Here is a 15,475-nt window from a genome sequence, read left to right as displayed (position 1 = left end):
GAAATGTAATCATTTCTCGAATAAATGATAATGATTTTCATTATCATTGTCAACTAGAAAAATAAAAAGTTTACAAAAAAAGAACCTCTTTAAAAGAGGTTATGCCATTTTCTCACCTGATTCTTCTCTAAAAAAGCTTTTCATCGCATGAAATACGTCTGCTTTCTGCTTTAAAATATAGTATCTAAAGTTTTCATCTTTAATATTTTTATAGGCTGACATGAGTGTACTATGGCGGTTATACTGATTCACTTCCCCATACCCAAACATATTACACTTCTTCATTAGCTCTTCAACAAGTTTTACACATCTAGCATTATCTGATGTTAAATTATCACCATCTGAAAAATGGAATGGATAAATATTATAGCGGTCTGGTGAATATTTATTATCGATAAGTTCGAGTGCTTTTTTGTATACAGAAGAACAAATCGTTCCGCCACTTTCTCCTTTTGAGAAAAACTCTTCCTCTGGAACTACTTTTGCCTCCGTATGATGGGCAATAAATTCAATATCTACTGTTTCATACTTTGTGCGTAAAAATCTTGTCATCCAGAAAAAGAAGCTACGTGCCATATATTTCTCCCATATTCCCATCGATCCACTCGTATCCATCATCGCTAATACAACAGCTTTTGAATCTGGCTTTAATACTTCATTCCAAGTGCGGAACTTTAAGTCTTCTTGGTGAATTGGATGAAAAGATGCTTTACCACTCATTGCATTTCGTTTATATGCGGATATCATTGTTCGTTTCTTATCGATATTTCCCCATAATCCTGTTTTTCTAATGTCATTAAATTCAACATGTTCAATCCGGTTTTCATCCATTTCTTTTCTCTTTAAATTAGGCAGTTCTAACTCTCTGAAAAACGCTTGCTCTAATTCTAAAATAGAGACTTCAGCTTCATAGTAATCTTCCCCAGCTGCATCTCCTGCTCCTTGCCCTTTTCCTGGCCCTTTTTGTTTTTGACCACCTGATCCATCTCTCGCAACGACATCACCAACTTTGCTGTCACCGTTTCCTTGCCCAACATGTTTATTTTTATCATAATTGTATCTAATCTTATATTCATCTAGAGAACGAATTGGTATTTTTACAACATCCTTGCCATTAGACATAACTATACTTTCTTCTGTTACAAGATCGGGTAAATTATTCTTAATTGCCTCTTGTACTTTTTCTTGATGGCGCTGTTGGTCGTCATATCCTTTGCGATGGAGGGACCAGTTTTCCTGTGAAATCGTATAATTTGGTTGATTTTCTTCGCCCATTCCTTTCCCTCCTTACTGTAATTGTCTTCCTGTATGAACAGCAATCTATAAATTTTGTTCTGTAATGTGCAAGCTAGAATGTTTGAAAGGTAACTGCCCACAGAAAATCATCCCATAAACATTTATAACGTTTTTCATACAATACCCCGAGCATCCCAAACAAAATTTTGCCACTCACATAATAGAAAGAAATATTCAGCCACTGATAAGAAAGAAACACAATGCATTGTTGCACATATTTTTACTTTGCAACATATTGTATTGTGTTGGCTTTTTTCGTATGAATGGTTGGTTACTCTATCATATGCATATTGTAAAAATAATTGACAATAAATTCATAAAATTGCATCTTAATTTATTACATTTGGACAAGGTATGACACTTTATACACATATGAACGGATAATAAAACGCTGTCCCGCAAAATACAAGAGACAGCGTTTTGTTATCAAACTATCTGTTTAACAAGCTACCTACATAGCGTAGTAATTCATTTGCTGAAGAAGAATTATAGCCATGCTCATCAATTAAACGCGCAACAACATCATTGATTTTCTTAAGCTGATTTTCGTCCGGCGTTTTCGTTGATGTTGTAATTTTCACTATATCTTTTAAATCAGCAAATAGTTTTTTCTGAATCGCTTCACGAAGACGTTCATGTGAATTATAATCAAAGCGTTTTCCTTTACGGGCATAAGCAGAAATGCGAATTAAAATCTCTTCACGGAACGCTTTCTTAGCATTTTCTGAAATTCCAATTTGCTCTTCAATTGAGCGCATTAATTTTTCATCTGGACTCATTTCTTCTCCTGTTAACGGATCACGTAATTTCGATTTATTGCAGTACGCCTCGACGTTATCTAAGTAATTATCCATAAGCGTCTTAGCTGATTCTTCATATGAATAAACAAACGCTTTTTGTACTTCTTTCTTCGCGATTTCATCGTATTCTTTTCTCGCTAATGAGATGAAATTCATGTAACGTTCACGGTCTTCATTACTAATGGATGGATGCTGATCTAGCCCATCTTTTAAAGATCTAAGTACATCTAACGCGTTAATAGATGGTACCTCTTTTCGAATGATTGTAGACGAAATTCGGTTAATGACATAACGAGGATCAATACCCTTCATACCTTCATCTTGATATTCGCGTTGTAATTCTTCTACATCAATCGCATTATAACCTTCTACCGTTTCTCCATCATACAAACGCATCTTTTTAATTAAATCAATATCCGGACGCTTCGGATCTTTTAAACGAGTTAAAATAGTGAACATTGCTGCAACGCGAAGTGTGTGTGGTGCAATGTGAACATTCGATACATCACTTTCACGAATCATTTTTTCATAAATATGTTCTTCTTCACTTACTCGTAAATTATAAGGAACTGGCATTACAATAATTCTTGAGTGCAATGCTTCATTTTTCTTATTTGCTATAAATGAGCGATACTCTGTTTCATTCGTATGCGCTACAATTAATTCATCTGCTGAAATAAGCGCAAATCTTCCCGCTTTGAAATTCCCTTCTTGCGTAAGTGATAATAAGTGCCATAAAAACTTCTCATCGCATTTTAACATCTCTTGGAACTCCATCATTCCTCGGTTTGCCTTATTTAATTCTCCATCAAATCGATACGCACGCGGATCTGATTCTGAACCATATTCTGCAATCGTAGAAAAGTCCAGACTACCTGTTAAATCTGCAATATCCTGTGATTTTGGATCAGACGGGCTAAATGTACCAATCCCTGTACGGCGATCTTCAGAGAAGAAAATACGCTCTACAACTACATCCTCAATTCTTGATCCGTATTCTTGCTCTAAACGCATGACATTTAGTGGTGATAAATTCCCTTCAATTCTAACCCCATACTCATCAAAGAAATCATCTCGTAAATGATGTGGAATTAAATGCAGTGGATCCTCGTGCATTGGGCATCCTTTAATTGCAAAAATTGCTCCGCGATCGGTTCTTGAATATGTTTCTAATCCTCGTTTCAACATTGTAACTAACGTTGATTTCCCTCCACTAACAGGACCCATTAATAATAAAATTCTTTTTCTAACATCTAATCGTTTTGCAGATGGATGAAAATATTCCTCTACAAGACGTTCTAGAGCATCCTCTAATCCAAAGAGCTGATTACTAAAGAAGTTATACTTTCTTCTACCATCAACTTCTTCAATTCCAGCATCTTTTATCATATTGTAAATGCGAGAGTGTGCTGTTTGAGCCACCCATGGTCTTTCTTTCACAAGCTCCAAATACTCCGCAAACGTACCTTCCCATTGTAAACGTTCTTCTGCTGCTCGATGCTGTTCAATCTTTTTTAGAATATCCATTATAGCTCCTCCCCCATCTCCTTGTTCAATCGGATTATTATAAAAGGTATGCTAGGATGTCCTTAAACATTCTTTAAATCAAAACGAAATATATAATAGCACACTAAAATTCTCTCCAAAATTCAAAGAAAATTCTGTATAATATAGGTATTAACGTTTTTACACTGCTATTCATTATAAATAAATTCTTTTCTTCTAAGAACCTTACATACATTTTGGGTAATAAATAAAACTCATGAACCGAAAAAAGTAAGGAGGATATTAGTATGAAATTATTATTAATTTTAGGTGTATCACTCACATTTCTTACAGCTATTTTTACATCCGGTTACAATGACAAACCAGGTACACATAAAAAATGATGTGCTTTTAGCACATCATTTTTTTATTTATAATACATATTTTCCATATCATATTTGGATAGTGGTCGGCTATAATAATAACCTTGTACAAGCTTCACATTCTTTTCTTTCAAAAACTGTATTTGCTCCTTTTTTTCTACTCCTTCTGCAATTACATTCAATTCTAAAGTATGAGCTAAATGAATAATTGCAGCTGTAATATTCGTATCACGTTCATCTATATGTATACCTTCCATAAAAGAACGATCAATTTTTAAAGTATCAATTGGATATGTTTTTAAATAACTTAAAGATGAATAGCCTGTTCCAAAATCATCTAAATGAATCTTTAAATTTTGCTCTTTTAATTGTAGTAACACTCTCTTCGATATATCTTTATGTATAAGAGCTCCTTCTGTAACCTCTATCGCTAATAAATGAGTTGGTACATTGTACTTATTTAAAGCCCGTGTAATCATCTCTATTAATGTAATAGAACGAAAGTGTCTAGCTGAAATATTAACTGCAATTGGGACTACATCATACCCTTTATTTAACCATTCGTGCAATTGCTGACACACTTGATTTACTACCCATTCATCCAGCTTAATAATAAATCCTGTTCTTTCTGCCAACGGAATAAATTGGTTTGGAGAAACAAATCCTAATTCCTTATTCTCCCACCTTATTAAAGCTTCCATACTAGCTATTTTTTTCGTTTCAATATTAATTTGTGGCTGATAATATAAGAAAAATTCATTTTTTTCTATAGCACGATGTAACTGGTTTTCTATTATAAACCTTTGTTCACGCTCACAGTCTAATCCACTACAATAAAAATGATAATGTCCTTTTCCTTTTTCTTTTGCTTTTTCTAAAGCAGCATCGACTCTCTGAAATAGTATTTTTTCATCTTCTCCATCTGCTGGAGCCATTACAATTCCAATTGACGCACTTAAATATACATCTTCTTCTTCGATTACAAAATATTCACTAATATTTTTCAGTATGCTTTTTGCAACTTCCTCTACATATTCTTTCGTTATATTTTCTATCAACATAACAAATTGATCATCGTGTTCTCTAAATAAGTGCATATCTTCTATTTTTAGATTGCTTAAACATTCTGTAACTTTTTGTAATACTTTATCTCCCTCTTTATGACCAAATGTATCATTAATACGATGAAACTCATCTAAATCTATAAATACAAGTGCAAAATTTACACTCTCATTTAAAAAAGTATTTAACTTATTTGTACATGAAATTCTATTCATTAATCCCGTTAACTGGTCATAGTAAGCTAAATATTCTGTTCGCATTTCGTTTAATACTTGCCTTGTAACATCTCTCGTAACAATATAAATCCCAACAATTTCACCGTTCACAATAATCGGGATAGTTCTCAAAGAAATATATAGCTCGTACCCTTCTTTATGAACATATTTCTTTGAAACAATTTGTTTTGCTTTTCCTTGCATCGATCCCTTAAATATAATTTGAAAATCTTTTTCATATTCTTTATTAATGAATTCAAAAATAAATTTATTATTTAATTCCTCATACCGGTATCCAAATATTTCATACGTTGCCGGATTTGCATATGTAACTCTCCCTATAGAATCTATAGATATAATTGAGTCATTATTATATTCCAGTAACGACTTAAATAACATTTGTTTTTCCTCTATCTCTGTCTTCTCCTCAATTTGAGCTGTAATATCTCTTGTAATACAAATAACAAATTGACATATTCCTTCTTCGTCGCAGACAGGATTAAGTGAAGATTCATAATGTATCTCACCTTTTGGTAAATTGACTACATCACAAAAGGTATGTGCTTTCGCTTCTCTCACTACTTTTGCATATTGCCTTTGCAATATCCCCGCTATATCTTTTGGTAATACTTCTGCAAAAGTTTTTCCATAGCACTCTTCGCTTAACCTAGCATAATCCATTCCTATTTTATTCACATACATATATTGAAACGTTTCATTATCAATAACTTTCAATATGAATACTAAATCTTGAATAGCATGTAATAATCCTTGTCTAATTAAATCCATATCTATCATACTTAAAAAGGTATTTTGATTACTATATTCTTCCTTCATATTTATCTCAACCCGTCTTATCTATTTTTAATCATATATCCCATTCTATATGATTATGTCCTCTCTTTTAAATGTATGATTATATATTATTTTTATTTTATAAAAAAAAGTCGCCATATGGCGACTTTTAATAAACGATTTCTAAATCTAATCCAGGGTAATTTTGTTGACGGAACGCTTCATAAATTAAAATTGCTGCTGTATTAGATAAATTTAATGAACGTACTTTATCTGTCATTGGAATACGTAAACAATGATCAAAGTTTTCTTCGATTACATTAGCTGGTAAGCCGTTTGTTTCTCTTCCAAATACAAAATAGTAATCCTTCTCGCGCTTGCTATAGTCAAACGCTGTATGAGCTTTCTCGCCATACTTTGTTAAATAGAAGAATTCACCGTCTTTATTTTTTTCATAAAATTCTTCAATTGAATCATAATACGTAATTTTTACGTGCTGCCAATAATCTAATCCTGCACGCTTTAACATTTTATCATCCGTTGAAAATCCAAGCGGTCTAATCAAATGTAATTCTGTTCCAGTTGCTGCACAAGTACGAGCAATATTCCCTGTATTTGCTGGAATTTCTGGCTGATATAAAACAACATGTACTCCCACGCGATATTCACCTCTGTTTTTTGTCTACTACGTATTATACCACTTGAGCGAAAAATCTCTACCCATTAATAATATGAAAGAATTTATATTTCATTTGTGGTGTATATTTACTAGAGTCTTCATAGTTCCAATAACGTCGACGGCTATTCGCTGAATGTGCATTTACAAGCGGCATACCATCTGCATCTTTTGCTACTACAATCGTCGTATGATTCCATCTTCCGTCATCCTCGAAATCATAAGCAATGACATCTCCAAGAATAAGTTCTTCTGGCCTCTCTACCGCCTCTGCTCGAAGTCCTGTTGTAGCACCTGACAAATACCAATAAAAAGAATGTGCAACAGCCCAGCTCCAGCTCCACTGATTCTCCCTTTGCCACCATCCTTTACGAATATTAGGATACCCGCTCATAGGTACTTCTCCAGTATGAAGACATTGAGAAATGAAATTCGTACAATTATCAGGGAAATTACGATACATAGGATTTCGGTCATCCCACCAACGCTCTGCATATTTCACTGCCTCTAAACGATTATACTGATAAGAACCGTACTTCTCTTTCGTAATTTCCCTTTCTAATGTCTCACCCATTCTAATTTCTTCTGACACTTCAATAGCATAATCGCCTATAATCCGACTATTATTTAAACAAACTCTTCGTTTTAATTGTTCCTCTTCAATATAAAATAATTCTTTATGCTTAATTAAATATTTAAAATGTATTTGATAATCAATTTCTTGATGGTCATTACTATTTAATTGTCTAATGAAAGAAACATCCGCAGTTGCTTTCACTATATGTGCACTACGTCTTTGAAACAATTGTTTCTTTCTCAGTGCCATTTGTAGTAAATCCTCAGCAATACCATCCACATTCGTTCTTTTCTCCGTTATATATGCTAAAAATTGTTGTACTTGGTTTTCAATCTTCGTTTTTACAACCATTCTGTCTCCCTCCCATATTACAATATGAAAAAGGGAAATATTATCTACTCTTTTTTCTGTGCTAACAATTCAAGCCCGCGATTCATTTCATGAAGCACTTCTTCATCTTTCTCACGTTCCATCGCTTTCTCAATCGCTTCGCCTACTCCATCTCCGCCAATTTTCCCAAGTGCCCATGCTGCCGTTCCGCGTAGTACTGGTCTTGGGTCATCTTTCATAACACCAATTAAATCAGGAATTGCCGATGCTTCTTTAAAATGTGCTAATGCTAAAATCGCATTTCTTTGCAGTGGCTTTTTCCCTCTCCATGACCCTGACATAATCCCATATTTCTCTTTAAAATCACGATTACTAATTGTTAAAAGTGGCGTTAATAATGGTTTAACTAGCTCAGGATCCGGCTCCATCTCAGGATGATTATGAAAATCCATTCCTTTGTTTTTCGGGCAAACAGTCTGACACGTATCACATCCATATATACGATTTCCTATTTTATCGCGATATTCTTCAGGTAGGAATCCTTTCGTCTGTGTTAAAAACGCAATGCACTTCTTCGAATCTAACTGTCCCCCCTGTATTAAAGCACCGGTAGGACAAATATCGATACATTTCGTACAGCCCCCGCATTGATCTTCTATCGGCTTATCTGGCGGGAATGGAACATTTGTAATCATTTCCCCTAAGTATACGTACGAACCAAATTCAGGTGTAATAATAGAGCAGTTTTTACCGCTCCATCCAATGCCTGCACGCTCTGATACAGCTCGATCACTTAATTCACCTGTATCAACCATGGACTTCACTTCTATATCCGGAAGTTTTTCAATTAAATATGCTTCTAATTTTTGCAAACGATCTCGTAAAACAAGATGATAATCTTGTCCCCAAGAAGCACGACAAAAAATCCCACGGCGTTCTCCACGCTTACTTAATGGTGCATTTTTTAATTTTGAAGGATATGCTAAAGCAATCGCAATAATTGATTTAGCACCCGGTAATAACAGTTGCGGATTCGTTCTCTTCTCTATATCAGGCTCTTCAAATCCAGATTGATAATTTAATTGTTGTTGCTGGATTAAGCGCTGCTTTAATTCCTCAAAAGGAGAAGCACTCGCAAAGCCTATTTTATCTATGCCAATTGTTTTACTATACGCAATTACATCTTGCTTTAATTGTTCAAAATCCACTCTTAATCGCCTCCTCAGATGAATCCATCCCTTATGTAACGACTCTATTGGTTAGTAATTCACTTTTGGAATACTATTATTTACTTCTATTTTCGCATGTAATTAGGTTTTTCAAACATTAAAAAACGCAATGCCTCGTTTATCTCGGAAACGAAACACTGCGTTGATCACAATTTATAGAAAAACATTTAATAAAATTTGGAGCGGGTGAAGAGAATCGAACTCTCGACCAGAGCTTGGAAGGCTCTTGTTTTACCACTAAACTACACCCGCAAATATGAATTACATATAAGATATTAGAATAACTTATGTAAAGTAGTATAGCATGTAAAAAAAGTAGAGGCAAGAATTTTATCGAAAAAAGTCGAAAAAGTGATGAGAAACCTCATCACTTTTTCAATTCTTTATCAATTGCCTTCTTCATACTATCAAAATCAGGATTTGCAAGATTTCCGTTTACATATACTGAAGGAGCACCTTGAACTTTTAATTTTTGAGCACGATCTGAGTCTTTACGTACTTTTTCTTTAATGTCTTTACTGTGTAAATCTTTCTTAAATTGCTCTACATCAACTTTCGGCAGTTTCTCTTTCACAATGCTAAGAAGCAAATCTTCTGTAATCCATTCTTCCGTATCTTTCTTTTGATTTTGATAAATCTCATCATAGAAAATCCAGAATGAATCTTTATCTTGTTTATAAATTGCTTCACCAGCTGCTGCACCTAAATCCGAGTCTTTTCCGATAAATGGGAAGTTAATAAAATATAACTGCACTTTGCCTTTATCAATATACTCTTCTTTTAATCGAGGTAATACTGTTACATCCCAAGTACGACAAGCAGGACATTTAAAGTCTCCAAATTCAACTACCTTAACTGGAGCATCATCTTTCCCTAAAGATTGTTGCGTAGAATAAGCAAACATCTCATTCCCTTTATCTTTTTTGTCATTTATGATGCTATACGCAATTGTTCCAATTACAATCAATACTGCGATAGAAAAAACTATACCAAGAGCCATGAGTTTATTTGATTTCATATACATTCCTCTTTAAATTCATATTCTGTATACAGCATTGTACACAATACACATAATATCAACACTTATATACGTCACGCAATGAACACGCTCACATAAATTACAAAAACACAATAATTGTGACGATATTGTGTCACAATTTGTCACAATTTATTCAAAAAAAGAAGCTCCTCTGTAGGAACTTCTCTTAACTTACTGCTTTTTTACGCGCGCTATTTAACATCGACTGCTCTATCTTTATATCATGACGAATTACCAATTTCTCACTAACTGCTTGAACATACTCATCATGGCTTATATAGCCTTCTTTCTCCATTAGTCTCAAAACGACATTTCGTCTCTCTACTGCTTTATCATAATTTTGTGCAGGTGAGTAATAAGCAGGTGCTTTTACTACAGCAGCCATCATTGCACTTTCAGCCAACGTTAATTGGTTCACCTTTTTACCGAAGTAAAGGTTTGCTGCTTTTTCAATTCCCCACGCTCCTTCTCCATAATAAATATTACTTACATATAATTTTAAAATTTCATCCTTCGTAAATGTGCGTTCAATTTTTTTCGTATAAAAAATCTCTTTCCACTTACGAGAAAATGTACGTTCATTTGTTAAAAAGGCATTTTTAGATAGCTGTTGTGTAATCGTGCTTCCTCCTTGCACGACACCACCAGCCTTTATATTCTCAACTGAGGCCCTAATAATTGCTATATAATCTAAACCGTTATGATGATAAAATCTTTTATCTTCTGTCGCAATAAATGCATGTGTTAATGATTCTGGCACCTCTAACTTAGCCGGTACATGTAATTTACTAATATCACTTTTCTCAATCATTACATTTCCAATGAATAATAACGTACAACTTAACAATAATAATAATATAATGGCTTTATAAAAAAGTTTAGTCATTGGATTTAATGCAACTTTTTGATGATAGTTCACCCTAGATAATACTCGTTCTTTCATCTTGAACACCTCTTTTCCACACAGCATATAACTCTTACTTTAAGAATACATTGTTGTAAAAAAATATCCCATCGATTTCTCTTACACGTACCTTACATCATTGTAAGGTATAAAGTGAAACTTTAATGAGCCCTCATCAATCAGGCTTACTGCCCAGCAAATAGTGGGATAAAAAAGTATTGTATCACAGTATTTTTTTATCTACTATTCATCTGAAATATTGAATATAGGTTATGTTAAAGCACGAATAACCAATAAAAGAGAAACCCTTAAGACTATTATATTTTCACTTTACACTTTAATTATATCATCTACAAATATATATACTTTTGACTATCTAGTAATCTAAATGTATATAACATATAGATTTATTATACAGAACAAACGTTCTGCAAATCAATACTAGTGCTATTATTATTTTGACCTTTTTCTTAAACAGTATACAAAAAAGAGTAGTGATTCGAATGTATCTCAAATCGGCTACTCTTTTCTTTACAATCTTCCTATTAAATTATATGGCTGTACTTCCCACGTTTCATACGGAATAAAATGTGTTGCACTCATTGCATCAAGCGTTCTGGATTTCATATGAGGACGCGTTATATACTCATCTATGTTCTCTTCATTTAAATCAACAAATTTAGCCTCTTGTATCTCTTCAGGTTGAGTTTTTATTTCACCACTTATATATGCTACTTTAAAAACAACAGCTAGAATATGCATAGAGGTATTATAATAAACCCCTGTAATTCCGATAGGCTTCACCGTTAACCCTGTTTCCTCTTTTATTTCCCTACAGACAGCTTGATCGAGCGCTTCGCCTTCTTCTACCTGTCCTCCTGGCAACTCCCACGTATCAGCTCGCCAGTGCACTTTTGTTAATAACACTTCATTTTTTTCATTTGTTAAATAACCTGCTACAGCAACTATATGCTTTGGTGTCTTATGTTCCATATTAAGCCTCCTAGAAATAATGAATATTTTATATATCCCTATAATCATATTCACTACCTACAACAAAATACCTTTAATACTTCATCACCTTAATTAACTTCATAAAAAAAGACCCTATCCGCTAAGCGAAAAAGGTCTTCTATCGTATTACTCTCCTAAGTCTACGTTGTGATAAACTTGTTGAACATCTTCTAAATCTTCTAATGCATCAACCATTTTCTCAAATTGTGCTTGAGCATCTTCAGGAAGTGTTACATCACTTTGTGCAAGCATTGTTAATTCTGCAACTGTAAACTCCTCAACGCCAGCACCTTTAAGTGCAGATTGTACTGCATGGAATTGATCTGGTTCAGCATACACGATAACAGAATCTTCTTCTTCTAGAATGTCACGTGCATCTACATCTGCTTCCATTAAAATTTCAAGAACTTCATCTGATGTTTTACCTTCAAGGCCGATAACAGCTGTCGCATCAAACATGTAAGCTACAGAACCGTTCACACCCATATTACCACTATTTTTGCTAAATGCAGCTCGTACATCTGCTGCAGTACGGTTTACGTTATTTGTAAGTGTATCTACAATAACCATAGCTCCATTTGGTCCGAATCCTTCATAACGAAGCTCGTCATAATTTTCTTCTGAACCGCCTTTTGCTTTTTCAACTGCACGATCAATAATTGTTCTTGGAACATTGTATGTTTTCGCACGCTCTAATACAACTCTTAGCGCTTGGTTTGATTCTGGATCTGGCTCGCCTTGTTTTGCTGCCACATAAATTTCACGCCCAAATTTCGCGTATATACGGCTTGTATTTGCATCTTTTGATGCTTTTTTGTCTTTAATATTGTTCCATTTACGGCCCATACTTTCCACTCTCTTTCCCGTTTTAAATCTACATAAAAATATTAATATGAAATATAATGTGTGTTCAACACATTTTTAAAAGAAATATAAAAAGTTCATTTTTGATTCATATTACAGACATAATATAAATCACTATCATTTTGTTCTTTCGACAAGTTATATTATACATGAATTCCTACGTTTATTACGAATTTTAGAAGCACATAGTATAATTTAACAAAAAGACTCTAACATTTCTGTTAGAGTCTTTTTATATTGCTGACACCTATTTCCATAATATTCCCATAATTACTTTCTATTGCTGTATAATAAAAATAGGGAAAAATTTGAAGAAAAGAGAGAGGGAGAATTATGACACATTCAAATGAGAAAAAAGCACATAGTCTTAAAGGGATAGAAGAAAAGTTAAACCCAACTATCTATCAAGTGAGATTCATGAAATTAGATGAACCAATTCAATTTGAGTCGTTCCCTGAATTAAAAGATTTAGGGGACTGGTTAAGTACTTCAACGCATATGTGGGCGTGCCACTCAACTATGTATAAGTACAACAGAGAAGGGTTTGAAAAGAAGTTTTTAGAGGTTACAAACTTAACCGTTGATAGTGTACTAATATCTACTGGTGGTATCGGATTTAACTTCATGTCACCGGGGTGGAGAAATTCTCTCTAGAGTACTCGAAAGAAATATTGTATATACAATACTTTTTCTACTTATTTTGTCATGTCATGAAAAGAAAACAAAAAAGCTCTATACTAATTGTATAGAGCTTTTTTACGCCGTTCATGATACCGATGGTCGGGGTCGAACCGACACTCCCGAAGGAACACGATTTTGAGTCGTGCGCGTCTGCCAATTCCGCCACATCGGCACAAAAGAAAAGGCGGCAACCGGATTTGAACCGGTGATAAAGGTTTTGCAGACCTCTGCCTTACCACTTGGCTATGCCGCCATATAAAATTTTATTGGAGCGGAAGACGGGATTCGAACCCGCGACCCCAACCTTGGCAAGGTTGTATTCTACCACTGAACTACTTCCGCAAAAATGGCTGGGCTAGCTGGATTCGAACCAGCGCATGACGGAGTCAAAGTCCGTTGCCTTACCGCTTGGCTATAGCCCATCGAATTCTTACTTAATTATATGTAAGTATCCATTAGATTATTTGTAATTTTTAAAATAAAAATGGGGCGACTGATGGGAATCGAACCCACGAATGCCGGAGCCACAATCCGGTGCGTTAACCACTTCGCCACAACCGCCATGTTGTGTAAATATATTTTGGCAGGGGCAGTAGGAATCGAACCCACACTGGAGGTTTTGGAGACCTCAGTTCTACCTTTAAACTATGCCCCTATGTAAATGGTGGAGGGGGGCAGATTCGAACTGCCGAACCCGAAGGAGCGGATTTACAGTCCGCCGCGTTTAGCCACTTCGCTACCCCTCCGAAACTTACATGGTGCCGGCTAGAGGACTTGAACCCCCAACCTACTGATTACAAGTCAGTTGCTCTACCAATTGAGCTAAGCCGGCGTATTTTATTAAAATAAATGGTGGCTCGGGACGGAATCGAACCGCCGACACGAGGATTTTCAGTCCTCTGCTCTACCGACTGAGCTACCGAGCCTTATTAAAATGGCGGTCCCGACCGGGGTCGAACCGGCGATCTCCTGCGTGACAGGCAGGCATGTTAACCACTACACCACGGGACCATTTGGTTGCGGGGACAGGATTTGAACCTGCGACCTTCGGGTTATGAGCCCGACGAGCTACCGTGCTGCTCCACCCCGCGATAATACTATTCATATAAAATTTATATGGTGGAGGATGACGGGATCGAACCGCCGACCCCCTGCTTGTAAGGCAGGTGCTCTCCCAGCTGAGCTAATCCTCCAAAGTGGTGACCCGTACGGGATTCGAACCCGTGTTACCGCCGTGAAAGGGCGGTGTCTTAACCACTTGACCAACGGGCCAAATATTATAAATCCTATGGCGGAGAGCAAGGGATTCGAACCCTTGATACGCTTGTGACGTATACACGATTTCCAATCGTGCTCCTTCGGCCAACTCGGACAGCTCTCCAATGGCTCCGCAGGTAGGAATCGAACCTACGACCGATCGGTTAACAGCCGATAGCTCTACCGCTGAGCTACTGCGGAATAATATTGCCTGGCAACGTCCTACTCTCACAGGGACAAGGTCCCAACTACCATCGGCGCTAGAGAGCTTAACTTCCGTGTTCGGTATGGGAACGGGTGTGACCTCTCTGCCATCATTACCAGACATTATTCTTTTGAAACAATCATTATTATAACTTATTTACTTTAAAAGTCAACAAGTTTTTTATGTTCTCTCAAAACTAGATAACATTGCTACATATTATATGGTTAAGTCCTCGATCTATTAGTATTCGTCAGCTCCACATGTCACCATGCTTCCACCTCGAACCTATCAACCTGATCATCTTTCAGGGATCTTACTAGCTTACGCTATGGGAAATCTCATCTTGAGGGGGGCTTCATGCTTAGATGCTTTCAGCACTTATCCCTTCCGCACATAGCTACCCAGCTATGCCCTTGGCAGAACAACTGGTACACCAGCGGTGCGTCCATCCCGGTCCTCTCGTACTAAGGACAGCTCCTCTCAAATTTCCTACGCCCACGACGGATAGGGACCGAACTGTCTCACGACGTTCTGAACCCAGCTCGCGTACCGCTTTAATGGGCGAACAGCCCAACCCTTGGGACCGACTACAGCCCCAGGATGCGATGAGCCGACATCGAGGTGCCAAACCTCCCCGTCGATGTGGACTCTTGGGGGAGATAA

11 protein-coding genes, 16 tRNA genes and 2 rRNA genes (1 of these 29 running past the window's edge) are annotated in these 15,475 nt (G+C 36.0%); 1 reads left to right on the top strand and 28 read right to left on the bottom strand.

All coding sequences use genetic code 11. The annotated features are described in order from the left end of the window. Positions 1-99: 99 nt before the first annotated feature. The 11 genes from yhbH to NST86_RS02745 form a co-directional block, all read right to left on the bottom strand. Complete coding sequence (gene yhbH, locus NST86_RS02795; RefSeq protein WP_000503518.1) at positions 100-1,275, bottom strand: sporulation protein YhbH; 1,176 nt, start codon at positions 1,273-1,275, stop codon at positions 100-102. 452 nt (positions 1,276-1,727) lie between these two features. After that, entirely contained in the window at positions 1,728-3,623 is a 1,896-nt protein-coding gene (locus NST86_RS02790; protein WP_000353273.1) for a PrkA family serine protein kinase, read from the bottom strand. A gap of 385 nt (positions 3,624-4,008) precedes the next feature. Continuing rightward, the gene (locus tag NST86_RS02785; protein ID WP_193533730.1) at positions 4,009-6,078 is read right to left on the bottom strand and encodes a sensor domain-containing protein; all 2,070 of its coding nucleotides are present in this window, start codon (positions 6,076-6,078) and stop codon (positions 4,009-4,011) included. 127 nt (positions 6,079-6,205) lie between these two features. Beyond that, the gene (trmL, locus tag NST86_RS02780; RefSeq protein ID WP_000538147.1) at positions 6,206-6,694 is read right to left on the bottom strand and encodes a tRNA (uridine(34)/cytosine(34)/5-carboxymethylaminomethyluridine(34)-2'-O)-methyltransferase TrmL; all 489 of its coding nucleotides are present in this window, start codon (positions 6,692-6,694) and stop codon (positions 6,206-6,208) included. A gap of 58 nt (positions 6,695-6,752) precedes the next feature. Then, complete coding sequence (locus tag NST86_RS02775) at positions 6,753-7,640, bottom strand: amidase domain-containing protein (RefSeq protein WP_000260592.1); 888 nt, start codon at positions 7,638-7,640, stop codon at positions 6,753-6,755. A 44-nt stretch (positions 7,641-7,684) separates the two neighbouring features. Then, positions 7,685-8,827, bottom strand: a complete 1,143-nt coding sequence (gene queG, locus NST86_RS02770; protein ID WP_000345215.1) for a tRNA epoxyqueuosine(34) reductase QueG — start codon at positions 8,825-8,827, stop codon at positions 7,685-7,687. Positions 8,828-9,026: 199 nt separating this feature from the next. Further along, positions 9,027-9,100: transfer RNA gene (locus NST86_RS02765), tRNA-Gly, on the bottom strand. 115 nt (positions 9,101-9,215) lie between these two features. Further along, a complete protein-coding gene (locus NST86_RS02760; RefSeq protein WP_000841306.1) occupies positions 9,216-9,866 on the bottom strand; it encodes a DsbA family protein in 651 nt (216 codons plus the stop codon). Between the two features lie 187 nt (positions 9,867-10,053). Further along, positions 10,054-10,830: a transglycosylase domain-containing protein gene (locus tag NST86_RS02755; RefSeq protein WP_000664715.1), complete on the bottom strand. Its 777-nt coding sequence runs from the start codon at positions 10,828-10,830 to the stop codon at positions 10,054-10,056. Positions 10,831-11,322: 492 nt separating this feature from the next. Beyond that, the gene (locus NST86_RS02750; protein WP_000400457.1) at positions 11,323-11,784 is read right to left on the bottom strand and encodes an NUDIX hydrolase; all 462 of its coding nucleotides are present in this window, start codon (positions 11,782-11,784) and stop codon (positions 11,323-11,325) included. 147 nt (positions 11,785-11,931) lie between these two features. Then, a complete protein-coding gene (locus tag NST86_RS02745; RefSeq protein ID WP_000532952.1) occupies positions 11,932-12,651 on the bottom strand; it encodes a YebC/PmpR family DNA-binding transcriptional regulator in 720 nt (239 codons plus the stop codon). Between the two features lie 351 nt (positions 12,652-13,002). On the opposite strand from NST86_RS02745, the gene NST86_RS02740 reads away from it, so the two are divergent. Continuing rightward, complete coding sequence (locus NST86_RS02740) at positions 13,003-13,323, top strand: DUF3884 family protein (protein WP_000149817.1); 321 nt, start codon at positions 13,003-13,005, stop codon at positions 13,321-13,323. Positions 13,324-13,440: 117 nt separating this feature from the next. Here NST86_RS02740 and NST86_RS02735 read toward each other — a convergent pair. From NST86_RS02735 to NST86_RS02655, 17 genes are all read right to left on the bottom strand, one after another. Continuing rightward, positions 13,441-13,522: transfer RNA gene (locus NST86_RS02735), tRNA-Leu, on the bottom strand. A gap of 10 nt (positions 13,523-13,532) precedes the next feature. Continuing rightward, positions 13,533-13,603: transfer RNA gene (locus NST86_RS02730), tRNA-Cys, on the bottom strand. Between the two features lie 14 nt (positions 13,604-13,617). Further along, positions 13,618-13,692, bottom strand: a tRNA-Gly gene (locus tag NST86_RS02725). A 5-nt stretch (positions 13,693-13,697) separates the two neighbouring features. Next, a tRNA-Gln gene (locus NST86_RS02720) sits at positions 13,698-13,772 on the bottom strand. A 63-nt stretch (positions 13,773-13,835) separates the two neighbouring features. Then, positions 13,836-13,911, bottom strand: a tRNA-His gene (locus tag NST86_RS02715). A gap of 20 nt (positions 13,912-13,931) precedes the next feature. After that, positions 13,932-14,005: transfer RNA gene (locus tag NST86_RS02710), tRNA-Trp, on the bottom strand. Positions 14,006-14,012: 7 nt separating this feature from the next. Continuing rightward, a tRNA-Tyr gene (locus tag NST86_RS02705) sits at positions 14,013-14,096 on the bottom strand. A 10-nt stretch (positions 14,097-14,106) separates the two neighbouring features. Beyond that, a tRNA-Thr gene (locus NST86_RS02700) sits at positions 14,107-14,182 on the bottom strand. An 18-nt stretch (positions 14,183-14,200) separates the two neighbouring features. After that, a tRNA-Phe gene (locus NST86_RS02695) sits at positions 14,201-14,276 on the bottom strand. A gap of 9 nt (positions 14,277-14,285) precedes the next feature. Beyond that, positions 14,286-14,361 (bottom strand) — tRNA-Asp (locus NST86_RS02690). Between the two features lie 3 nt (positions 14,362-14,364). Next, positions 14,365-14,441 (bottom strand) — tRNA-Met (locus NST86_RS02685). 26 nt (positions 14,442-14,467) lie between these two features. Beyond that, positions 14,468-14,543, bottom strand: a tRNA-Val gene (locus NST86_RS02680). 4 nt (positions 14,544-14,547) lie between these two features. Further along, positions 14,548-14,622: transfer RNA gene (locus tag NST86_RS02675), tRNA-Glu, on the bottom strand. Positions 14,623-14,639: 17 nt separating this feature from the next. Next, positions 14,640-14,731 (bottom strand) — tRNA-Ser (locus NST86_RS02670). A 2-nt stretch (positions 14,732-14,733) separates the two neighbouring features. Then, positions 14,734-14,808, bottom strand: a tRNA-Asn gene (locus NST86_RS02665). 8 nt (positions 14,809-14,816) lie between these two features. After that, positions 14,817-14,932 (bottom strand): 5S ribosomal RNA (gene rrf / locus NST86_RS02660). A gap of 100 nt (positions 14,933-15,032) precedes the next feature. After that, positions 15,033-15,475, bottom strand: a 23S ribosomal RNA gene (locus NST86_RS02655) (it continues 2,480 nt past the right edge of the window).

This window comes from Bacillus sp. FSL L8-0199 (genome assembly GCF_038005705.1).
GTDB lineage: Bacteria > Bacillota > Bacilli > Bacillales > Bacillaceae_G > Bacillus_A > Bacillus_A cereus.
Note: the sequence above shows the minus strand (reverse complement) of the source record. Positions and strands in the feature narration are given on the sequence as shown.